The organism is Moraxella sp. E33BD (genome assembly GCF_041807865.1).
Classification (GTDB): Bacteria; Pseudomonadota; Gammaproteobacteria; order Pseudomonadales; family Moraxellaceae; genus Moraxella; species Moraxella haemolytica.
In genome coordinates this window covers 40734-60601 of record NZ_JBGTZD010000003.1, presented here as the reverse complement: position 1 = coordinate 60601, position 19868 = coordinate 40734, and the positions used below count along the sequence as shown (strand labels likewise).

At 42.0% G+C, this 19868-nt stretch carries 22 protein-coding genes; 12 read left to right on the top strand and 10 right to left on the bottom strand.

What is annotated here, in order from left to right:
- Nucleotides 1–71: 71 nt before the first annotated feature.
- Nucleotides 72–1799 carry a proline--tRNA ligase gene (locus ACERC6_RS02400; protein ID WP_373627729.1) on the bottom strand — a complete coding sequence of 576 codons (1728 nt, stop codon included), beginning with the start codon at nucleotides 1797–1799 and terminating at the stop codon, nucleotides 72–74.
- Between the two features lie 174 nt (nucleotides 1800–1973).
- On the opposite strand from ACERC6_RS02400, the gene ACERC6_RS02395 reads away from it, so the two are divergent.
- Genes ACERC6_RS02395 through ACERC6_RS02385 form a run of 3 tightly spaced genes read left to right on the top strand, consistent with a single transcriptional unit; the run spans nucleotide 1974 to nucleotide 3327 of the window.
- Nucleotides 1974–2180 carry a hypothetical protein gene (locus tag ACERC6_RS02395; RefSeq protein ID WP_373627731.1) on the top strand — a complete coding sequence of 69 codons (207 nt, stop codon included), beginning with the start codon at nucleotides 1974–1976 and terminating at the stop codon, nucleotides 2178–2180.
- Nucleotides 2152–2616: a DUF4230 domain-containing protein gene (locus ACERC6_RS02390; RefSeq protein WP_373627733.1), complete on the top strand. Its 465-nt coding sequence runs from the start codon at nucleotides 2152–2154 to the stop codon at nucleotides 2614–2616. Before ACERC6_RS02395 ends, ACERC6_RS02390 begins: the two co-directional genes overlap by 29 nt.
- Nucleotides 2617–2670: 54 nt before the next feature.
- Nucleotides 2671–3327: an N-(5'-phosphoribosyl)anthranilate isomerase gene (locus ACERC6_RS02385; RefSeq protein ID WP_373627735.1), complete on the top strand. Its 657-nt coding sequence runs from the start codon at nucleotides 2671–2673 to the stop codon at nucleotides 3325–3327.
- Nucleotides 3328–3761: 434 nt separating this feature from the next.
- On the opposite strand, the gene ACERC6_RS02380 is transcribed toward ACERC6_RS02385, so the two are convergent.
- Nucleotides 3762–3941: a hypothetical protein gene (locus ACERC6_RS02380; protein WP_373627736.1), complete on the bottom strand. Its 180-nt coding sequence runs from the start codon at nucleotides 3939–3941 to the stop codon at nucleotides 3762–3764.
- Nucleotides 3942–4115: 174 nt separating this feature from the next.
- Between ACERC6_RS02380 and ACERC6_RS02375 the strand changes: the two genes are divergently transcribed.
- From ACERC6_RS02375 to trpA, 3 genes are all read left to right on the top strand, one after another.
- Nucleotides 4116–4868, top strand: a complete 753-nt coding sequence (locus tag ACERC6_RS02375; RefSeq protein WP_373627737.1) for an SDR family NAD(P)-dependent oxidoreductase — start codon at nucleotides 4116–4118, stop codon at nucleotides 4866–4868.
- Nucleotides 4869–5058: 190 nt separating this feature from the next.
- Nucleotides 5059–6258, top strand: coding sequence for a tryptophan synthase subunit beta (gene trpB, locus ACERC6_RS02370; protein WP_373627739.1), 1200 nt, complete (start codon nucleotides 5059–5061; stop codon nucleotides 6256–6258).
- A gap of 169 nt (nucleotides 6259–6427) precedes the next feature.
- The gene (gene trpA / locus ACERC6_RS02365) at nucleotides 6428–7243 is read left to right on the top strand and encodes a tryptophan synthase subunit alpha (RefSeq protein ID WP_284673159.1); all 816 of its coding nucleotides are present in this window, start codon (nucleotides 6428–6430) and stop codon (nucleotides 7241–7243) included.
- Nucleotides 7244–7343: 100 nt separating this feature from the next.
- On the opposite strand, the gene ACERC6_RS02360 is transcribed toward trpA, so the two are convergent.
- The 5 genes from ACERC6_RS02360 to ACERC6_RS02340 all read right to left on the bottom strand — a co-directional run bounded on the left by ACERC6_RS02360 (nucleotide 7344) and on the right by ACERC6_RS02340 (nucleotide 9005).
- Nucleotides 7344–7619: a hypothetical protein gene (locus ACERC6_RS02360; protein ID WP_373627740.1), complete on the bottom strand. Its 276-nt coding sequence runs from the start codon at nucleotides 7617–7619 to the stop codon at nucleotides 7344–7346.
- Between the two features lie 201 nt (nucleotides 7620–7820).
- A complete protein-coding gene (locus ACERC6_RS02355; RefSeq protein ID WP_373627741.1) occupies nucleotides 7821–8126 on the bottom strand; it encodes a hypothetical protein in 306 nt (101 codons plus the stop codon).
- Between the two features lie 3 nt (nucleotides 8127–8129).
- Nucleotides 8130–8546, bottom strand: a complete 417-nt coding sequence (locus tag ACERC6_RS02350; protein ID WP_373627742.1) for a hypothetical protein — start codon at nucleotides 8544–8546, stop codon at nucleotides 8130–8132.
- Entirely contained in the window at nucleotides 8456–8815 is a 360-nt protein-coding gene (locus ACERC6_RS02345) for a hypothetical protein (RefSeq protein ID WP_284673156.1), read from the bottom strand. The genes ACERC6_RS02350 and ACERC6_RS02345 overlap by 91 nt, the downstream gene beginning before the upstream one ends.
- 73 nt (nucleotides 8816–8888) lie before the next feature.
- Nucleotides 8889–9005 carry a 3-hydroxyacyl-CoA dehydrogenase NAD-binding domain-containing protein gene (locus tag ACERC6_RS02340; protein ID WP_284673155.1) on the bottom strand — a complete coding sequence of 39 codons (117 nt, stop codon included), beginning with the start codon at nucleotides 9003–9005 and terminating at the stop codon, nucleotides 8889–8891.
- 332 nt (nucleotides 9006–9337) lie between these two features.
- Here ACERC6_RS02340 and accD point away from each other — a divergent pair, with 332 nt between their 5' ends.
- From accD to ACERC6_RS02320, 4 genes are all read left to right on the top strand, one after another.
- On the top strand, nucleotides 9338–10243 hold the full coding sequence (gene accD, locus ACERC6_RS02335) for an acetyl-CoA carboxylase, carboxyltransferase subunit beta (RefSeq protein ID WP_284673154.1): 906 nt from the start codon (nucleotides 9338–9340) through the stop codon (nucleotides 10241–10243).
- 505 nt (nucleotides 10244–10748) lie between these two features.
- Nucleotides 10749–12098 carry a bifunctional tetrahydrofolate synthase/dihydrofolate synthase gene (folC, locus tag ACERC6_RS02330; protein WP_284673153.1) on the top strand — a complete coding sequence of 450 codons (1350 nt, stop codon included), beginning with the start codon at nucleotides 10749–10751 and terminating at the stop codon, nucleotides 12096–12098.
- A gap of 168 nt (nucleotides 12099–12266) precedes the next feature.
- Nucleotides 12267–13208 carry an SPOR domain-containing protein gene (locus ACERC6_RS02325; protein ID WP_373627744.1) on the top strand — a complete coding sequence of 314 codons (942 nt, stop codon included), beginning with the start codon at nucleotides 12267–12269 and terminating at the stop codon, nucleotides 13206–13208.
- A gap of 155 nt (nucleotides 13209–13363) precedes the next feature.
- A complete protein-coding gene (locus ACERC6_RS02320; RefSeq protein ID WP_284673151.1) occupies nucleotides 13364–13873 on the top strand; it encodes a DUF2726 domain-containing protein in 510 nt (169 codons plus the stop codon).
- A gap of 86 nt (nucleotides 13874–13959) precedes the next feature.
- Here ACERC6_RS02320 and ACERC6_RS02315 read toward each other — a convergent pair whose 3' ends face one another.
- The 3 genes from ACERC6_RS02315 to ribA all read right to left on the bottom strand — a co-directional run bounded on the left by ACERC6_RS02315 (nucleotide 13960) and on the right by ribA (nucleotide 16288).
- On the bottom strand, nucleotides 13960–14406 hold the full coding sequence (locus ACERC6_RS02315; RefSeq protein ID WP_373627746.1) for a cytochrome c: 447 nt from the start codon (nucleotides 14404–14406) through the stop codon (nucleotides 13960–13962).
- Between the two features lie 224 nt (nucleotides 14407–14630).
- Nucleotides 14631–15617 (bottom strand): oxygen-dependent coproporphyrinogen oxidase, encoded by a 987-nt coding sequence (gene hemF, locus ACERC6_RS02310; protein WP_373627747.1) that lies wholly within the window; start codon nucleotides 15615–15617, stop codon nucleotides 14631–14633.
- Nucleotides 15618–15688: 71 nt separating this feature from the next.
- Nucleotides 15689–16288: a GTP cyclohydrolase II gene (gene ribA, locus ACERC6_RS02305; RefSeq protein ID WP_284673148.1), complete on the bottom strand. Its 600-nt coding sequence runs from the start codon at nucleotides 16286–16288 to the stop codon at nucleotides 15689–15691.
- A gap of 303 nt (nucleotides 16289–16591) precedes the next feature.
- Here ribA and ACERC6_RS02300 point away from each other — a divergent pair, with 303 nt between their 5' ends.
- Both ACERC6_RS02300 and ACERC6_RS02295 read left to right on the top strand, forming a co-directional pair.
- Nucleotides 16592–18685, top strand: a complete 2094-nt coding sequence (locus ACERC6_RS02300) for a 1-deoxy-D-xylulose-5-phosphate synthase (protein ID WP_373627748.1) — start codon at nucleotides 16592–16594, stop codon at nucleotides 18683–18685.
- A 204-nt stretch (nucleotides 18686–18889) separates the two neighbouring features.
- Nucleotides 18890–19723, top strand: a complete 834-nt coding sequence (locus ACERC6_RS02295) for an inositol monophosphatase family protein (RefSeq protein WP_284673146.1) — start codon at nucleotides 18890–18892, stop codon at nucleotides 19721–19723.
- The last annotated feature ends 145 nt before the right edge of the window (nucleotides 19724–19868 follow it).

Here is a 19868-nt window from a genome sequence, read left to right as displayed (position 1 = left end):
TTAAAATATAAAAAACAGACCGTTTAAGGTCTGTTTTTTATTGGGTTGATGACAACTTATCAATCAGTCTGTCAAAATTTCATTAAAATTTCATCAAGGCTTAGCATGATTTTTTCGCCATCGGTGCGTTTGACATACTCGTACTTACCTTCTGCCAAATTACGCTCAGAGACAACAATGCGATGTGGCACGCCAATAAGCTCTAAATCGGCAAACTTCACACCAGGGCGTTCATTACGGTCATCAAGCAGTACATTAACCCCTTTTTCTTTGAGTGTTTGATATAGTTCATCTGCTTTGGCTTCTGCTAAGCCATCTTTTGAACGCATTGGCACGATAGCAACACTAAACGGTGCGATGCTATCGGCTGGGTCAGGGGTGTCTGCCCAAATAATGCCATTGTCATCGTGATTTTGTTCAATGGCAGCAGCGATGATGCGACTAACACCAATACCATAGCACCCCATCATCAGAGTTACAGGCTTACCTTCTTTGCCCAACACCTTGCAACCTAGTGCATCAGAGTACTTATCGCCTAGCTGAAAAATATGACCCACTTCAATACCACGCTTGATTGAGATGACGCCTTTGCCATCTGGGCTGATATCGCCATTAACGACATTGCGAATATCCACAACTTCAGTGATGGTGGCATCACGCTCCCAGTTCATGCCTGCGGTATGCTTATGTTCAATATTTGCACCACAAACAAAGTCAGATAATGCAGCAGCACTTCTGTCAACGAATACAGGAATATCAAATTCTGCCAAATCAGCACTGATATAACCTTTAATCAGACCTGCTTCTTTAATCTCTTCTTCGGTTGCCATGGCGAACGGAGTGGCGACTTGGGATATTTTTTCGGCTTTGATTTCATTTAGGGTGTGGTCGCCTCGCAAGATGAGAGCAACCAGCTTTGGCATATCAGGTTTATCTTCTGAATATGAGCCTTTTACGATGAGTGTCTTCACCGTGCGATCTAAAGCGATACCAAGATGCTCGGCGACCTCTTCGCAAGTTGGTATATTTGGTGTATCAACATCACGGCGTTCTTCGCTTGGGGTAGCTCGCTCGTTGGTGCAAATTGCTTCGGCAAGCTCAATATTAGCTGCAAAATCTGACTCGCTAGAAAAAGCGATGTCATCTTCTCCGCTTTCAGCCAAAACATGAAATTCATGACTGGCAAAACCACCAATAGAGCCAGTATCAGCCTGTACTGCACGAAAGTCTAGCCCTAGACGAGTAAAGATACGACCATAAGCCTCGTACATGTCTTGATAGGTCTGTGCTAAGCTGTCTTTGTCAATATGGAAAGAATAAGCATCCTTCATGGTAAATTCACGAGCACGCATCACACCAAAGCGTGGGCGAATCTCATCTCGGAATTTGGTTTGGATTTGGTAGTAGCTAACGGGCAGTTGTTTGTAGCTTTTTAGTTCATTTCTGGCGATGTCGGTGATGACCTCTTCGTGGGTCGGGCCTAATACAAAATCACGACCATGACGGTCTTTAAAGCGAAGCAGTTCTGCCCCATAATCTTCCCAGCGACCAGACTCTTGCCACAGTTCGGCAGGTTGGGTAACTGGCATGAGCAATTCTTGGGCGTTGATGCGTTCCATTTCTTCACGGACGATTTTTTCGACACGCTTTAACACTCTTAGTCCTGTAGGCATCCAAACATACAGACCTGAGGCAAGTTTGCGAATCAGCCCTGCTCTTAGCATAAGCTGGCTTGAGATGATGTCAGCATCGCTTGGCGTTTCTTTTAAAGTGGCGAAAGTAAATTGACTGGCTTTCATGGCTACCCTTAACAAAATGGCAAAATATGAATGATATTTTTATCTTAAAATGTGCTATCTTAAGGCAATCTTAGCCTTTTATGCAACTTAATTTTTAAAAAATTTTTAAAAAAATGGCTGTTTGTCTGATTTTATGATAAATTTTCTATGATTGATGTAACAAAGAGAAAAACGATGAAAAAAACCAAACTGCCTTTATTTTATTGGGTGCTTTTGTTGGTGATTGGTGTTGTGGTTGGGTTATTTGCCAAAATGTATGATGAGTCTGCCAGTCAGGTGAACACCATCAGTAGAGATGGTATCATTACCGACATTCAAAAGCTGTCTCGATTGCAGTCGGTGGCATTTAGTATTGATACGGACGGTCATTACGGCAAATAAGGCAGGGACTTGGCAACGACTGTGGCAAGATGAGCAAAAAGGGCTATTTGTAGCACGAGGTAGGGTGTTATCTGGTGTGGACTTATCCAATATTACCCCTGAGATGGTGCAGGTGAGTGAGCGTGATGGGGCTGATGGCAAACAGATGCACATTATGATTAGTGTACCACCTTCTGAAATTTTTGCGGTGTATTTGGATGATTTGGAGGTGTATGACTGGCAAACAGGGCTGTTTGGTGCGGTGAGTAATGACTCACAAGTCCTAGCCCAAGCGTGGATATCTGCCAAAAATGAAGTGTTAAACAAGGCTTGTCAAGGTGATGTCTTGACATTGGCAGTAACGAACGCTGCCGAGCAAATCAAAGGCTTGTTTATGATGACAGGGGCGAGTGTTGAGGTTGTCAGCCAAGGCACGGGTGCTTGCCAAATGCCCTAGTAAAACAAGTATAATTTAAGCAACAATTAAAATAACAACACGGAAAAACAAGCCATGCAAATAAAATTCTGCGGACTTACCCAATCTTGTAGCCTAAAAACTGCCGTATCACTTGATGTCAATGCGATTGGACTGGTGTTTTATCCACCCAGTCCTCGCTATGTGGACATTGCCACTGCCCAAGTTTTAGCCCAAGTCGTACCGGCCTTCACCACTCTTGTTGCTTTGGTGGTGAATATGGGGGAGAGTGAACTTGTCAATCTGGCAAAATCTGTGCCATTTGATATTGTGCAATTTCATGGTGATGAAACTGCTAGTGAATGCCAACAACTTGCTAGTCTAATCAATAAACGCTGGATAAAAGCCATTCGTGTGGGTAGTCATGACACCCAAGATGCCATTTTGGGTCAAATTCAGGAGCTGACACAATGTGGGGCGAGCGGTGTGATTTTGGATACATTTAGCCAATCGGCATTTGGTGGAACAGGTCAAGCATTTGATTGGCAAAAAATCCCAGACGACTCACCCTTACCCATTTATTTGGCAGGGGGATTGACCCCTGATAACATTGGCGATGTCATCAATAATAAATCTTTGATGGCAAAAATTGCAGGCGTGGATGTCAGCGGGGGTATTGAAAAAGAAAAAGGAGTGAAGTGTGGAGAGAAAATGACAGCATTTATGAAGGGCGTCAAGAGTGGTTATAAATAAGTAAGAATGTTGTAAGATTTATCTTGACACATAACTTATAATTACATATTATCTAATTTTTCCGTTTTTAATAAAAAATTTATGGGTTTGTAAAAAAATACATAATGGTAAGATATTGGCTGTGTATTTGATGGCTAAAGATGGATAAATCTCGCTTTTGATGATGGAGAATTTAAAAAATCAGTCTCAACCAGTCAAAATGGACTCAATTGTATCTTAAGCCAAAGCAAATCATAACATTTGACAACCAAAGAGTACTACATACCAAAAATGGATTTACTCCTAAATTTATAATGGTCTTGACAGATGGCTCATAAGAGTATTCGGACTATATCATAAGCCGGATCGCTGTTATCTTTTCTCATAAGACTGTCATCATCAATTGTCCGCACCATTATTTGTATAAGGAATTATTATGTTTGTAGATGGTAGTATTATTGCACAATATTTTTATACTGGCTTGGGTTTGTTGGTCGTTGCCTCTTTTGTGGCAGGCTATATTGAACTGTCGCATCCATTAAAAATTTTATTAAGGCAAAATCTATTATTTGGAAGATTGTGCCAATCGGTATTGTGTCAGCATTGATAGGGGCATTCATAGGTGCAAAAGCCATATTGATGTTTCCAAGCCATATCATTGAGTACATTATTTTTGCCTTTTTACCAATTGGATTGTTATCGACTGTATTTAAAGGTAAGATTGTCAAAATGTCATAAGGCTGGCATTTTAGATATCAAGCCTGTCAGTTTCAAAAAGTAAATCAATATTTAAACCATTAGGAAAAGTCATGAATATTTTAATTACAGGCGTAACATCAGGTTTTGGTTTGGCGATTGCCAAGCGTTTAATCAGTGAAAACCATACTGTGATTGGGACAGGCAGACGAGCTGATAAATTGGGCAATATCAAGGCAAAGCTTGGCGATAACTTTATGCCTTTATGTTTTGATGTTAGTAATTTAGATGACACTAAGTCTGCTTTGGATAGTCTAGATAAAGCGATTTTAGCCAATATTGATGTATTGATCAATAATGCAGGTTTGGCACTGGGATTGGAGACGGCAGATAAAGCCAGTATTACGGACTGGCAGACGATGATTGATACCAATATTTTAGGGCTTGTGAATATGACTAATAGCATTTTGCCTTATATGGTCGCCAAAAATAGCGGACTGGTTATCAATATTGGTTCAACCGCTGGTACTTATCCGTATCTTGGGGCGAATGTCTATGGGGCAAGCAAGGCATTTGTGAAGCAGTTTAGTTTAAACTTGCGAGCAGATTTGATTGGCAAAAACATCCGTGTTACCAACATAGAGCCAGGTCTTTGTGGCGATACAGAATTTAGCAATGTGCGATTTAAAGGCGATGATGAAAAAGTCAAAAAAACTTATGAAAAAGTGGATTATATCCGCCCTGATGACATCGCCGATATGGTAAACTATGTCATCAATCTACCGTCTCATATCAATATCAATCGCCTTGAGGTCATGCCTGTGGCACAGACTTTTGCAGGTCTTACGGTGATGAAAGATTTATAGAGCATAAAAAGGTAAAAAGATATCCATCTGTCAGTTGGTAATGCACCAAAAAGTTTGGTAGGCTTAGGCCATACTGGGTGTCTCATCACATTCAACATCTGGTATGATAAATATGACAAAAATTAGTTGCGACAGCGAAATCATGGCATTTTTGATTGATGCCATTTGGTAAAAAATAAAGGAAAACTACATGGTAGACTATACTCAATATCCTAATTCATCAGGTCATTTTGACATTTATGGTGGTCGTTTTGTTTCTGAAACTTTGATGACGGCTTTAGAAGAATTAGAACGCATTTATTTAAGCGTTAAAAACAACCCAGAGTTTTGGGCAGAGTTTCATGATGATTTGGTGAATTATGTTGGCAGACCGACGCCTTTATATTTTGCCAAACGCTTAACTGATGAAACAGGTGGGGCAAAAATTTATCTAAAACGAGAAGATTTGAACCATACAGGAGCACATAAGGTCAACAACACCATTGGGCAGGCACTACTTGCCAAACTGGTCGGTAAAAAACGCATCATTGCAGAAACCGGAGCAGGTCAGCATGGCGTAGCAACAGCCACGATAGCGGCACGGCTAGGTCTTGAGTGTGTGGTCTATATGGGGGCGGATGATGTAGAACGCCAAAAAATGAATGTATATAGAATGCGTCTTTTGGGGGCAACAGTCGTGCCTGTAACCTCTGGCTCTCGCACACTAAAAGATGCCATGAATGAAGCAATGCGAGATTGGGTAACCAATGTGGATAGTACTTACTATGTGATTGGTACAGTAGCAGGTCCTCACCCTTATCCTATGTTGGTGCGAGATTTTCATGCAATCATTGGGCGTGAAGCCAAAATGCAACATCTTGAAAAAGAGGGTAAAAATCCCGATGCGTTAGTTGCTTGTGTGGGCGGTGGCTCTAATGCAATGGGATTGTTTTATGAATTCTTGAACGATGATGTGGCGATTTATGGTGTAGAAGCAGGCGGACACGGCGTAGATACAGGTAAGCATTCAGCTCCACTAAATGCAGGTCGTATCGGTGTTCTGCATGGCAATCGCACTTATTTGATGGCGGACGATGAGGGGCAAATCATAGAAACGCACAGCATATCAGCAGGTCTTGATTATCCAGGAGTGGGTCCTGAGCATAGCTTTTTAAAGGATAAAGGGCGTGTTGATTATGCAGTGATTGATGATGATGAAGCTTTAGAGGCTTTTAGGATTTTGACAAAAACCGAAGGTATCATCCCTGCCTTAGAAAGTTCGCACGCTGTCGCCTATGGATTAAAACTTGCCAAAACGATGAGAACAGATCAGTCTATTATCATTAATTTATCAGGGCGTGGCGATAAAGATTTGCATACGGTGATGAAAGTTGAGGGGATTGAGCTTTAGGTATACATGAATCCAGACCTATGGTTGCTAAGAGCCATCAGATTGGCAAATCAAATGCTGTGATGGACAGTTGTTATGTCATTCATGGCGATGACAAAAACCAATTGGTAGTACCTTTATCAAAAAAATCATCGACTTGTTGCTATGTCAGCTATAAAGAGAATTTAAAATGACCCGAATTACCCAAACTTTCAATACCCTAAAATCCCAAAACAAAAAAGCCCTGATTCCCTATATCATGGCAGGCGACCCCAATCCTACTGTTACCGTGGATTTGATGCACAAGCTTGTTGCTCACGGAGCTGATATTATTGAGATTGGCTTGCCGTTTTCTGACCCCATGGCGGACGGTTCTGTCATTAGCTTGGCAGGCGAGCGAGCATTGGCAAATGGCACGAGTACTCGCCAAGCAGTACAGATGGTGGGTGAATTTCGCAAAACCAACACAACCACGCCTGTACTACTGATGGGTTACCTAAATCCTGTAGAAATTATTGGTTATGACGACTTTTTGGGATTATGCGAACAAAACGGTGTGGATGGGTTGCTTTTGGTGGATTTACCACCCAACGAAACCGATGAGACTTTGTCGCAAAAATTGATGAACAAAGCGATAAATCAAATATTTTTGCTTGCCCCCACCACCCAAAGCGACAGACGAAAGGCGGTGTTAAAGCGTGGCACTGGCTTTATTTATTATGTATCAGTCAAGGGCGTAACAGGCTCAAAAGCCTTGGATACAAGCGATGTAGCAAGCCAAGTGCAAGCGATTAAAGCTGATACCGACTTGCCTGTTTGTGTGGGCTTTGGTATTCGTGATGGCGAGAGTGCCAAAGCGGTTGCTCAGTTTGCTGATGGCGTGATTGTGGGTAGTGAATTGGTCAAAAACTTTGCTGATGTAGGACAAGATGCCACCAAAATCAAGCAGGCGACTCAGACCATTTTGGCAAAAATGGATGAATTAAGGCAAGCAATTGACCAATGATTCTTGATTGGCGGTCATATCTGTTGATGATGGATTGGCATGAAAGGGTAGGTATGGCGTTGGTGTAATGTACACATTATAATGATTTAATGTTTTGCGATTAAAAAAACACAAAACAATTATTATCTTCCACCTTTTCACCCAAAATTAAATCCTCATCGCCATTGACCGCCAAAATATAGTAAGGCTTGTTGTCAACCTTAATCATATCATAACCAAAGAAGAATGCTGAGCGTAAATAACCTACGGCAAATGCCAAACGAATCAGATAAAGAAAAATAAATCCCATGAATAGCTGATAATATTGCTCATTACTGGTGAGATGTTTGATACTGATGGAAAGCCGAACGGACTGACCTGCTTGACTAAAAACCAAATTGATATCAAAATTATGTGGGATTTTTATGCGTTTTGATGTATTTTCGTTAGTAAATATTGCTATATCATGTCTAAAATAGCATTTAAAAATACAAATTTAAGTGGTGGCGTAAAAGTAGGCTGATTGAAATGTTAATCTTTAAAATCATCTAGTTGCTATGACTGCCTAGATGATTTTTATTATTGGTTTCTGTTATTATTAGCTTCTGCCTGTGGTGAGTTTTTGTTTACCTTCTCCCTTTAGGCTTTGCACGATTAGCATTGGATCAAGGTTGGGGCCAGGTTCTTTTCCTGCTACTATTCGACCAAGTTGTGCCATGTACCATGACAGCTCTAGTACTGAGCCGACATTTTTATCAATCTCTTTAATACCTGTACGCACAGGGTTAATGTTGATGGTTTGATAAGTTCCTGCTTGCATTTGTTTTGGCATATCAGGCATCATGATTAAGGGGCGTCCAATACCCACCAAATCAAGCTCACCGCTTGCTAGTGCCTCATCCATTGCCTACTGACTTCTAAATCCACCTGTGATGATGAGCGGTACTAGGCTTATCTCTCTGACTTTTTGGGCATAATCCATAAAAAATGCCTCTCGTTTTTTGTTGCTGTCTTTAGCACCCATCATGGCAGGGCTTTCATAATTACCACCTGAAATCTCAATAAAATCAATCTCAAGTTCGCTTAGGTGTTTAACGACAGCGATGCTGTCATTTTCATCAAATCCACCCTTTTGAAAATCCGCTGAATTTAATTTCACACCTACCAAAAAATCAGCCCCTACTGCTTGACGAATGGCGGTATAAATCTTAATCAGTAGTCGCATACGATTTTCTAAGCTACCGCCATACTCATCCTCTCGTCTGTTATGATGTGGAGATAAAAACTGGCTGATAAGATAGCCGTGAGCGGCATGAATTTGCACCCCTTTAAAACCTGCTTTTTTGGCAATTTTGGCGGTGGTGGCAAACTGATTAAGATTGTTTCAATCTCATCAAGCGTTAAGGCTCTAGGAGAATTCATCCTGTCTGCCATGCCTTCTAAGGCAACAGCACTTGGGGCGACAGGTTTTGGATTGACATCTTTAGAGACTTGCTTGCCCGCGTGATTAATCTGCATCAGACATAAGGTATTATCAGCATTACCTGCGTCCGCCCATTGCTGTAGTAGAGCTAAATCAGACTCATCAGACACCACCACATCGCCTGCCGACCCTTTGCCTTGATATAGTTATCCGCCAAAGTCTCAAAGCGTTTTTTGGCGTTATTTAACGCTTCGTCATTAATGTCATAGCTGACACTTGAACGCCGTGATAAGCAGCTTGAAAGGCGATTTGAGAGCCCAATACGCCGGCACCGATAACGCTTAGATGTTGAATGGTCATGATTTTACTCCTAGTAATTGATAAAATTGTCTAACCAAAACTATTTAACTAAAATTGCCTAACTAAATCAAAAAAATTGCTGTATCGCCATTTTGAGTTTAGTGTTCGCTTATTGGTCTTTATCTTATGATATAATGATTGCACCTGTCATGGGTTTTTTGCGTTGTTTGTATCACAGATGTGTTTCAACAGTAATTGGTGATTAACATAACCAAGCACTTGTCCGCCATGTATCAAATTTCACCAATATTATTACAAAAAATATCAAAATAGCGATACAAATTGGTATTCTTATGCTATGATACAACAGTTCACTCAAATTAGGAGTTTTAATGAGTCAGACTGCATCAAATACTCAAACAGACGCTCCAGCAACTTTCAAAAGCTGGTTGGATCGACCTGTGCCATCTATTAAGCAAGACCGCATCGTCCAACTGTCTGCAGTGGATACTGAACCATCTACCGAATGCCCTAGTTGCCATACACTAACGACCAACACCTCGTTGATTTTTAATCAATATGTCTGTCCTGATTGCGACCATCATTTAACGATGTCTGCTCGCCAGCGTTTAAACTGGTTTTTTGAAGTGGTTGAGGGTGAGCTTGGACAGGAATTTCAAGCAGGCAACCCCTTGCATTTTGTGGATTCTAAGCCTTATCCGAAGCGTATGACAGAAGCCCAAGCAGCTACTGGCGAATCTGAAGCACTTGTTGTTATGCAGGGAAAAATTAAGAATCTTGAGTTGATTGCTTGTGCTTTTGATTTTAAATTCATGGGCGGTTCAATGGGTTCTGTGGTGGGTGATCGCTTTGTCCAAGCTGCCGAAAAAGCCCTTGTTGAGAGTAAACCTTTGGTCTGTTTTGCAGCCTCCGGCGGAGCAAGAATGCAAGAGGGCTTGTTATCGCTTATGCAAATGGCCAGAACCTCTGCTGCCATCGAGCGTCTGCGTTTGGCAGGCGTGCCGTATATTGTGGTGTTAACCAACCCCGTCTATGGCGGTGTTACTGCAAGCCTTGCCATGCTTGGCGATGTGCATATCGCCGAACCAAAAGCGATGATTGGCTTTGCAGGCAAGCGAGTCATTGAGCAGACTGTGCGTGAGGTGCTTGATGAGCCATTTCAGCGTGCAGAATTTTTACTTGAAAAAGGCACGGTGGATATGGTGGTTCATCGTCATCAGCTTGTTGAGACGGTGCATCGCCTGCTAACCAAGCTGTGCAAATTGCCAAATGCCTGATACTTTAAAAACCAAATTAAGTATATTGATTTGGTTTTTAAAGTTTTGTCAAACCGTTTTTGTAAAACTATTTTGATGGAACTCTTTGCGATAGGTTTGTTGATTTATTTGTTATGATGATGGGTAAATCTCATCGCTAAATCATCAGAGAATAACGCCTGATTGAGAATGGCATAAAGATTGCATGGCGGTCAATAATACACAAAATTGCCAAAATAGCATCATTTTAATGAATAAGCCGTTGATGGGTATAGTAAGTTGTCTTATGATACTAGCTTAGCTTATGTTGGCTCTTTTATGAAAAGTGGTAAAAGCGGTAAAGAAAGGATTGTTTGCCACCACTGGCAAAGATGTGGGTAAGTAATTGCCAATACTTTGGTCTTGCCCAAGCTATTTTTTGCTGTGCTTTATTTGCTGTTGTGGTATAATAATCCAATCAAAAACGCTTGCAATGCAGGCGTTTTCTTTATGAATAACTCAAAATGACAAACCATCAAAACACAAGATGAACACAAGCAACCAAAACTCACCAAAACTCACCGAACAAGACAGTCTGTCTGCATGGCTTGACTACATTGCAGGCATTCATATTTCTGCTATTGACATGGGACTTGAGCGGGTATTGCCTGTTGCCAAGCGATTGGGTATATTCAAAGATGATTCACCCCATCGCCCCCATGTCTTTACTGTGGCAGGGACGAATGGCAAAGGATCAACCACAGCAACCATTGCACAGATTTGCCAAAGTGCAGGTTATAAGACGGCGTTGTATCAGTCGCCACATTTGGTGAGCTTCACTGAGCGTATCAAGGTAGATGGTGTGGATATTGATGAGCCATCGCTTGTGCGTGCTTTGGCAAATGTTGAGCGAGTGCGTCTAGAGTGTGGTTTATCACTGTCCTTTTTTGAGATGACGACTTTAGCGGCATTTTTAATCTTTAAAGAAAAAAAAGCAGATGTGTGGGTGCTTGAAATTGGCTTGGGTGGCAGGCTTGATGTGGTGAATATTATTGACCCAGATGTGGCGGTAATCACTAACATTGACATTGATCATGTAGATTGGTTAGGTCATGATATTGACCAGATTGGCTTTGAAAAGGCGGGCATCATTCGTCCTAATATCCCTGTGATTTTGGGGGCAAAAAAGTTGCCATCAAGCGTACTTAAAGTCGCTAAAGACAATGAAGCAAAAGTCTATCAGCTGGGCGTTGATTATGATTTTTCTGAACAAGATGAGAGCTGGCAGTATTCATCAAGTGGTATTACGCTTGATTTACCCAAACCAAACTTGTCTTTATTAAATGCGGTGAATGCTGTGAGTGCGGTACTGGCATCATCACTTGATATCCACCCCAAGATGATTGCAAAGGCATTGAGTAAGGCAAGTTTGGCAGGGCGGTTTGATGTCAGACAACTAAATGCCAGACGATGGCTGTTTGATGTGGCTCATAATGCACACGGCATGGCTTTTTTTCTAGAGCAATTTGTACCGTATTGGCAAAACCATATTTGCTCGCACCCTAATGCTAAATTGCACTTTGTTTTTTCTATGCTTGGGGATAAGGATACAGGGGCGGTGCTTGATTTGGTGCAAAAGCGTTTGGATGATGGAGATTTTACTGTTGCGACATGGCAGGTGGCTGCCATCAATCATATTCGTGCCATGCCTTTAGTGGACATTGTCAAGCTGATGCAGCATCATCTAAAATCTGCACAGATTATTACGCATAACCATCTAGAAACGGCGACTCAGACGGCGATACAGGCGAGTGATGAATCGGATTTGTTGGTGGTGTTTGGTTCGTTTTATACGGTGAGCGAGGTGCTAATGGCGATATTGGGTAAATCTTATTGAGAAGATGAGTGGCTTTTATGATGTATTAAAATCACGAAAAAAACACTGGTTTTGATGCACATTGATTGACAATACGAAATAAACATTGTATTTTTATGCGTTAATTTAACAAGTTGTGAGATAATTTGATTAAGCTGGCTTAATATCATCATGGCAAATAGGTGGTTTATGATTTCAAAACAAATTCTTTTAGGTTTGGTGTTATTGGTGGGTGGTGCGGTTGCTATGTTTGCAGTGATGCAAAATGAAGAGGCGAACCACACCATTTCTCAAAACACCACCGACATCAGACAAGAGAGCGTGGCAGGATCTACGGTGGCACCTTTGACCGCTGATCTGGCAACCGAAGAAAAATTACTCGCTCAAAAACAAAAAGAGCGAGAGATGCGTAATCAGCAGATGGCAAAAGAGGCTGATGAACTTCTTAGTGAGCAAGAGCAGGCTCGCATATTGGCACTAGAAAAGGCAAAGCAGGAGTTCGCCCCAGTTAGTGCGGACAAACCAATCAGTGTTGATAAGGCATCGCAAAGTGAGCTTATCGCTGTGCCTGCACGAACACAACCTGAGACGCTGAACAAGACCGTAAATGCTAAGCTTGAGTCAACCCAAAACTCCCAAACCATCAACAACAAAACAAGTCAGCACAAGGTGATGGTGGGCGATAACCTAACGCTTTTATCTCGTCAATATGGTGTGCCGGTAGCAACCATCGCAGCGGCGAATAATATGGCTCCAGGAGATGCTTTGGTTTTGGGTCGTATCATCAAGATACCGGCTGCCACGCTAGGTGCTACCGGTCAAGCCCAGCAAGCAGAGACTGCCAAGTCTGCCAAAGCAGATAATAAAGATCCGGCGAGTGACAAAAACTCAACAGGAGCAACTTATAGCGTGCAAGTTTCTATCTCTCCAAACAAGGCTAAAATTGATGAGATTGTTACAAAGTACCGTAACGCAGGCTATCAGGTCAGCACTAGCCAAACCAATCGTGGCATTCGTGTGTTGGTCGGCTCAGCAAATTCCTATGATGAGGCAAACGCTCTAAAACAAAAAATATCTCAGGATTCCCGAGTAGATTCAAACGGTGCTTGGGTTAAAAAAATGGAAAGATAATATTGGTCATGCTGTTTTGGATGTATCAATCATCTAAAGAGATGTTTGCTTGACTTGAAAAAATGACAAAAGCACGGTACAATCCATGCTTTTCGTTTTTCTGTCAAATAAGTATTTGATTATATTAAATTTTATGAATTTATGTTGGTGTTTTGATGAGTGAGTTTTGGTTGGTTGGTGCTGTGGCGGTATTTGTTTTTATTATTTTTTGGTTTAAAAGACCCAAAAAAGAAAAAGCGATTAAGGGTGATGAACTTGCCATTTGGCCGTTTGAACCGATGCTTATCATGACAGATAGCGAAGTTCAGTTTTTTAAAAAGTTGCAACTTGCTTTGCCTGAATATTTGATTTTTAGTCAAGTGCAGTTGTCTCGTATCATTGAGCCTAGTGAAGAAGCAGGGAGCGACCGTCAATTTTGGTTTAATAGAGTGTGTCGTCAGAGTGTGGATTTTGTTTTAATAGATAAAGACATGCAGACTGTGTTGGCAGCGATTGAGCTTGATGACTGGACGCATGAGAGTCAAGCACGCCAAAAACAAGACGCCAAAAAAGACAAGGCTCTGTCCAGTGCAGGCATTCCTGTTATTCGTTTTCATGCTGAAAAAATGCCGAGTATTGAGATGGTTCGTGCTGATGTGATGGAGGTCTTGCGACTGTTTGGTTGATCTATACCGTTGCTTGAACAACAGCCCTAAATACACATTGGATTTAGGGCTGTTGTTTTGGATGATGGTGGGTTATTTGGTCTTAATTATTTTTGTTTGTAGGTCTTATGGCACGAGCCACAGCTTTCTAAAACTTTACCAAGAGCGGGTTCAACATCAATGATTGATTGGGCATTTTGGGCGATATTGACTAATTCATCAGCAGCGGCGTTAAACTCATCGGCTTTTTCTTTAAAACCTTGAGCATCTGACCATACGGTGTTTTGTGAGCTACCTTTATTTTCTGGATTAGCAAAGTGCGTCCATACTTCTTTGGAGCTGGCGCTGATGAGATCAGCTTGTTCTTTAAAGGTTTTGGCATCAAAGATATCTGGTTTGTCCATCATGCCTTTCATGATATCGCTTGAGATACGCCAATCTTGCATGATGTCTTGACGAGCTTGCACATCGGTAGGGGTTGTGGTTGAGCTACAGGCACTAAGGGCAACTGTGGCAGCTGCGATGATGGTGGCTGTCTTGATAAGTGTTTTCATAATCTGACTTCCCTAGTAATAAAGTGGGTGGCTAGACAGCATGAGTAGCTGTCAGATGATTGCAAGAAATATAACACATAAACCACCAATACTCAATGCTTGGCTATGTTCAATATATCATCTAGATTGCTTGCAATTTGATTGTTAAATCACCAATCCGATGAGACTTATTAAGAGTATGAGTGAGTCATCAGAAGTTTGGGCTGGTACTCATTGGGTTTGGTTTATTGAGAAGATAGATTTAGCCAGTCTTTGGGTTTTAGATAAAAATCGGTGAGTTCAAATTCTTTTGTGCCCGCCTTAGGTTCATAACGATACGACCAACTTGCCAAAGGTGGCATACTCACCAAGATGGATTCGGTGCGACCGTTGGACTGCAAGCCAAAAATCGTGCCACGATCATAGACTAGATTGTATTCAACATAGCGACCACGACGGTATAGCTGAAAATCTCGCTCGTTTCGGGTGTAAGGCTTGTGCTTATTGTTATCAAAAATGGGTAAAATGCCATCTAAATAACCTTGACCAACTGCCTGCATAAAAGCAAAGCAGGTATCAAAGTCCCAACCTGTGGTTGTGGTATTGACATCATCATAAAACAGACCTCCCACGCCACGGCACTCTCCACGGTGCTTTAGATAAAAATACTCATCGCACCATGCTTTGTATTTGGTGTAGATATCCTTACCAAAGGGCTGACATAAATGATGAGCGACCCTATGCCAATGCACCACATCATCAATATTCGGATAAAAAGGCGTTAAGTCAAAACCACCACCAAACCACCAAATTGGTTCGCTGCCATCTGTGGGTTGTGCCACAAATAGGCGGACATTGGCGTGACTGGTGGGAATGTGTGGATTTTTTGGGTGAATGACGAGCGATACCCCCATCGCTTGTGCCTTTGCCCCCGCTAGAGCCGGGTAACGCTGTGATGCTGATGGCGGTAAGTGATTGATGTGAATATGGCTAAACATCACGCCGCCTTTTTCTATCACCTGACCATCAGACAGTACGCAAGAGCGACCACCGCCACCTTCAGGACGCTCCCAATCATCAATAATAAATTTAGCTGTACTACCACCATCAATGCCACCTGATTGCTCTTGAGCTTCTAGAGCTTGACAGATGCGAGCTTGTAGGTTGGTCAAAAATTGACAAACTTGATTAAGTTTGGTCTCAAAATCAATGGTGGTGCTAAGTTGTGTCATAAATTGGCCTATGAATTTAAAGATGGCTATGTTGTAATAAGTGCTAAAACAGTTGGGCTAACTACCAGTTGTCATGGCTGTTCATGATGAATCAGGTGTCCCATCTTAGTATCTTTGACATTAAGATAATCTTGATTGTGCGGATTAACGCCGACAATGAGTGGAATGCGTGCTACAACCTCAATACCTAATTGTTTTAATTCTTTGATTTTATTGGGGTTATTGGTCATCAAGGTTATTTTAGTTGCACCGACATGCTCCAACATATCTTTGCACATCTCATAGCTACGAGCATCTGCTGGCAATCCTAAAAGCAGATTGGCCTCTAGGGTGTCATGCCCTTGGTCTTGTAGGGCGTATGCACGGATTTTATTGGTCAGACCAATTCCTCGTCCTTCTTGACGCAGGTATAAAATTGCACCGCAGCCATGTGCTTGCACCGCTTGCATGGCAGCGTTTAGCTGTGGACCACAGTCGCATTTTAGTGAGCTAAAAGCATCACCTGTTAGGCATTCAGAATGAATACGCACCACAGGAATGGTGGCAGGATTATTGCAGGGTAAACCATAGCTTAACAAGATGTGTTCTTGCCCAAGTTCATTTTCAAAAACATGAATATCAAACTCTCCATGGGTGGTAGGCAGTTTGGCTTTGGTGATGAATTGATACAAAATAAACCCCAAAAATGGCAATATGCCAATAATGATTTTATGTGGCGTAATTATGTGAAAATCTGATGAAAAACAGCCCATCTATCTAAAAATAATGGTATTTTTCTAGCAAAAATAAAGCCCATCTTGTAAAATAGTCGCAAGATGTTGCCAAAAATGCTATTATGCCATACTCTTTTAACGATTGAAAAGATAATTACAGCAGTTCTGCTAAATTATGATTAAAACAACCTAAATAATAGAAATTTATTCACTTGACAAATTGGAATGTAGCCAATCATGCCAAAACCAATGGATAGCCAGATGTTTAACCCAAAAGTATTTAATGCAATTCCAACCACTCGCCCAACCACGCCTTTGTTGGATCAGGTTGAATCGCCTGCGGATTTAAAGGCGTTTGGCATTGATGAACTGTGTGTATTATCCGATGAACTTCGTGAGTATATTTTATACTCGGTGGGGGTGTCAGGAGGGCATTTTGGGGCAAATTTAGGCGTGGTGGAGCTAACGGTTGCTTTGCATGCAATCTATGATACCCCTTATGATAAACTGGTTTGGGATGTAGGTCATCAGGCATATGCCCACAAGGTGCTGACAGGCAGGCGAGATGGGCTGACCTCCATTCGCAGTCGTGGTGGATTGACAGCTTTTCCTGAACGCACAGAGAGTGAATACGATACCTTTGGTGTAGGGCATAGCTCTACCTCTATCTCGGCAGGGCTTGGCATGAGTCTTGCCAGTCGCATATTGGGTGAAAACCGAAAAGTAGTAGCGGTCATCGGAGATGGGGCGATGACAGGGGGTATGGCATTTGAGGCGATGAATGATGCGGTGCAACAAAATGCTGACTTGACTGTGGTACTCAATGATAACGATATGTCTATCTCGCAGGCGATTGGGGGATTTAGTCGTCATTTGGCACGCCTTTGGCAAAGAGGGCTTGCCTTTGATATTGATAAGCATGGCAATATTTTGATGACTAAGCGTGAAATCAGTGCTGACGATCGCCGTGTTCGTCATTATCTACACATGGCAACAGATGCCAAAGAAACACTTGAGAAAATCCCTGCTAAATTAGGTGGTAGTATTGGCAAGAGCATTGGGAATCTTTTGGGTAAAAATGCTCCGCCCATGCCTTTATCAGATAAAATTGCCGAAAAAGTCAACGACCACCTATTTCCTGATAATCTGTTTAAGGCGATTGGATTTACTTATCTTGGACCTTTTGATGGGCATGATTTACCAAAGCTTTTGCAAGTTTTTGAGCGTGCCAAGAAATTGGGCGGTGCGGTACTGATTCATGTGCATACCGTCAAAGGCAAGGGTTTTTTGCCAGCTGAAAACGATCCTGTTACTTATCATGCCATTAGTAAACTACCAAAAACCGACCAAAAATCAGAGCAGACAACTGCCAAACCTATTGCTAAAAAATATTCCGATGTTTTTGGTGAATGGCTCATGGATACCGCCTGCGATGACAAGATGGTTGCCATCACGCCTGCAATGTGTGAAGGCTCTGGCATGGTGGCGTTTGCTCATGCCCATCCTGCTAAGTTCTTTGATGTGGCAATCGCCGAGCAACACGCCGTAACTTTAGCTGGCGGTATGGCAACAAGTGGATTAAAACCTGTGGTGGCGATTTATTCTACTTTTTTACAGCGTGGCTATGACCAATTTATCCATGATGTTGCCTTGCAAGACTTAGATGTAACCTTTGCCATAGACCGAGCAGGGCTGGTGGGCGAGGATGGTGCCACGCACGCAGGCGTGTTTGATTTGGCATACCTTAGATGTGTGCCGAATGTTGTTATTGCCACTCCTAGTGATGAGCATGAGTGCTATCATTTACTCAACGCTTGCTATCAGCATGGCGGAACGGCTGCTATTCGTTATCCACGAGGGGTGGGAGTGGGGCGTGAAATTGATAAGCAAAGCAATGAACAGTTTGCCATTGGTAAGGCTAAAATCGCTTGGCAATCGGATAATTTTAATAATAAAGCGGATAAAAGATTTGCTGTACTGGTCTTTGGCACTCGTTTATATGATGCACTGTCAGCCAGTCAAAATTTCCATCACGGCACAGTAGCCCCCATCACGGTGGTGGATATGCGGTGGGTCAAACCACTAGATACGAAGCTGATTGGTGAGCTGATAGAGCAGGGCGTAACTCATATCATCACAGCAGAAGAGCATCAAATCATGGGTGGGGCAGGCTCAGCGGTGGGCGAGTACCTAGCAAGCATTGGATTTGTGGGTAAGCTTACCCAAATTGGCATTGATGATAGATTTGTCGCACATGGTTCGCACGGTGAGCAACTTGCCGAATGTGGACTTGATAAACAAGGGATTTTGGCACACTTAACCGCACTAAATGACTGTGACAAAATAGAGCAATAAAAATCTTACGGCATGGCGAATAATTAGTTCTGATTGTCATATGTTGCATGTGCATTTATTTAAACTTAAGCCATCTAAAAACCATCAAAAATTATGGTAATTTAAACTTAATTTTTGTATAATGGCAGATTATTTTTGTATGATGAATACAAAAGCATTCTTTAACTTATTCAATAAAACTCATCAAAATTTACAAGGTGTATTATGGAACCTATGGTGGTGATTGCCTCCCAAGTGGCAAAAAAAGTCGGTCATGAGATTTTGCGTGCACATGAAAATCGCCATCGTATCGATTTGGCGGTAGAATCTAAGGGCTTGGACGGATTGGTAACAAAAATTGACCGTTATGCCGAAGAGTTAACCATCTCTTTATTAAAAGAAAGTTATCCAAATCATTCGTTTTTGGGTGAAGAATTTGGTCTACAAGAAGGTAAGGGTAATGATGCTGATTGGTGTTGGATTATTGACCCACTAGACGGTACGCACAATTTTGTGCATGGCTTGCCGCATTTTTGTGTATCCATTGCTGTCCAAAAAAACGGCATCACTGAGCATGGTATTGTTTATGACCCTGTGCGTGATGAATTATTCACCGCCTCTCGTGGTCGTGGGGCACGCCTAAACCAACGCCGAATTATGGTTTCAGACAGAAAGACGATTGCAGGCGGGTTGTTTACCACAGGGCACCCTTATGAGCGTATGGTTGGCGAGAGACGAACCAGCTTCGCTCGTCAGCATTTTGCTAGTCTGCAGGCTGTGTGTGAAAACGGCGGTCAGGTTCGCCGTTTGGGTTCGGCAGCACTGGATTTGTGCTATGTGGCAGCAGGTCGTTTTGATGGTTATTTTGAAATGTCATTAAAACCTTGGGATGTTGCAGCAGGTGAATTGATTGTAACAGAAGCTCGTGGCGTGGTGGTGGATCATCACGGAGCAAGTCAATCAATGAAGACAGGTTCGGTATTTGCGTGTAATGTTAAGCTATTAAAACCGCTGATGCAACTTGTCATCCCAACTTGGGAAAATGCCTTGATTCACTGATAACTTATGAGACAAAAAGCCGTCCTTTGGGACGGCTTTTTTATTTATGCTAAGATGACAGCTTTTAAGGTGGTCAATACAAAATGCCCATTTGCCTTTAAAAAGTATCAATTTTTATGTATTAAAAAACTGTTGGTATTGCTAA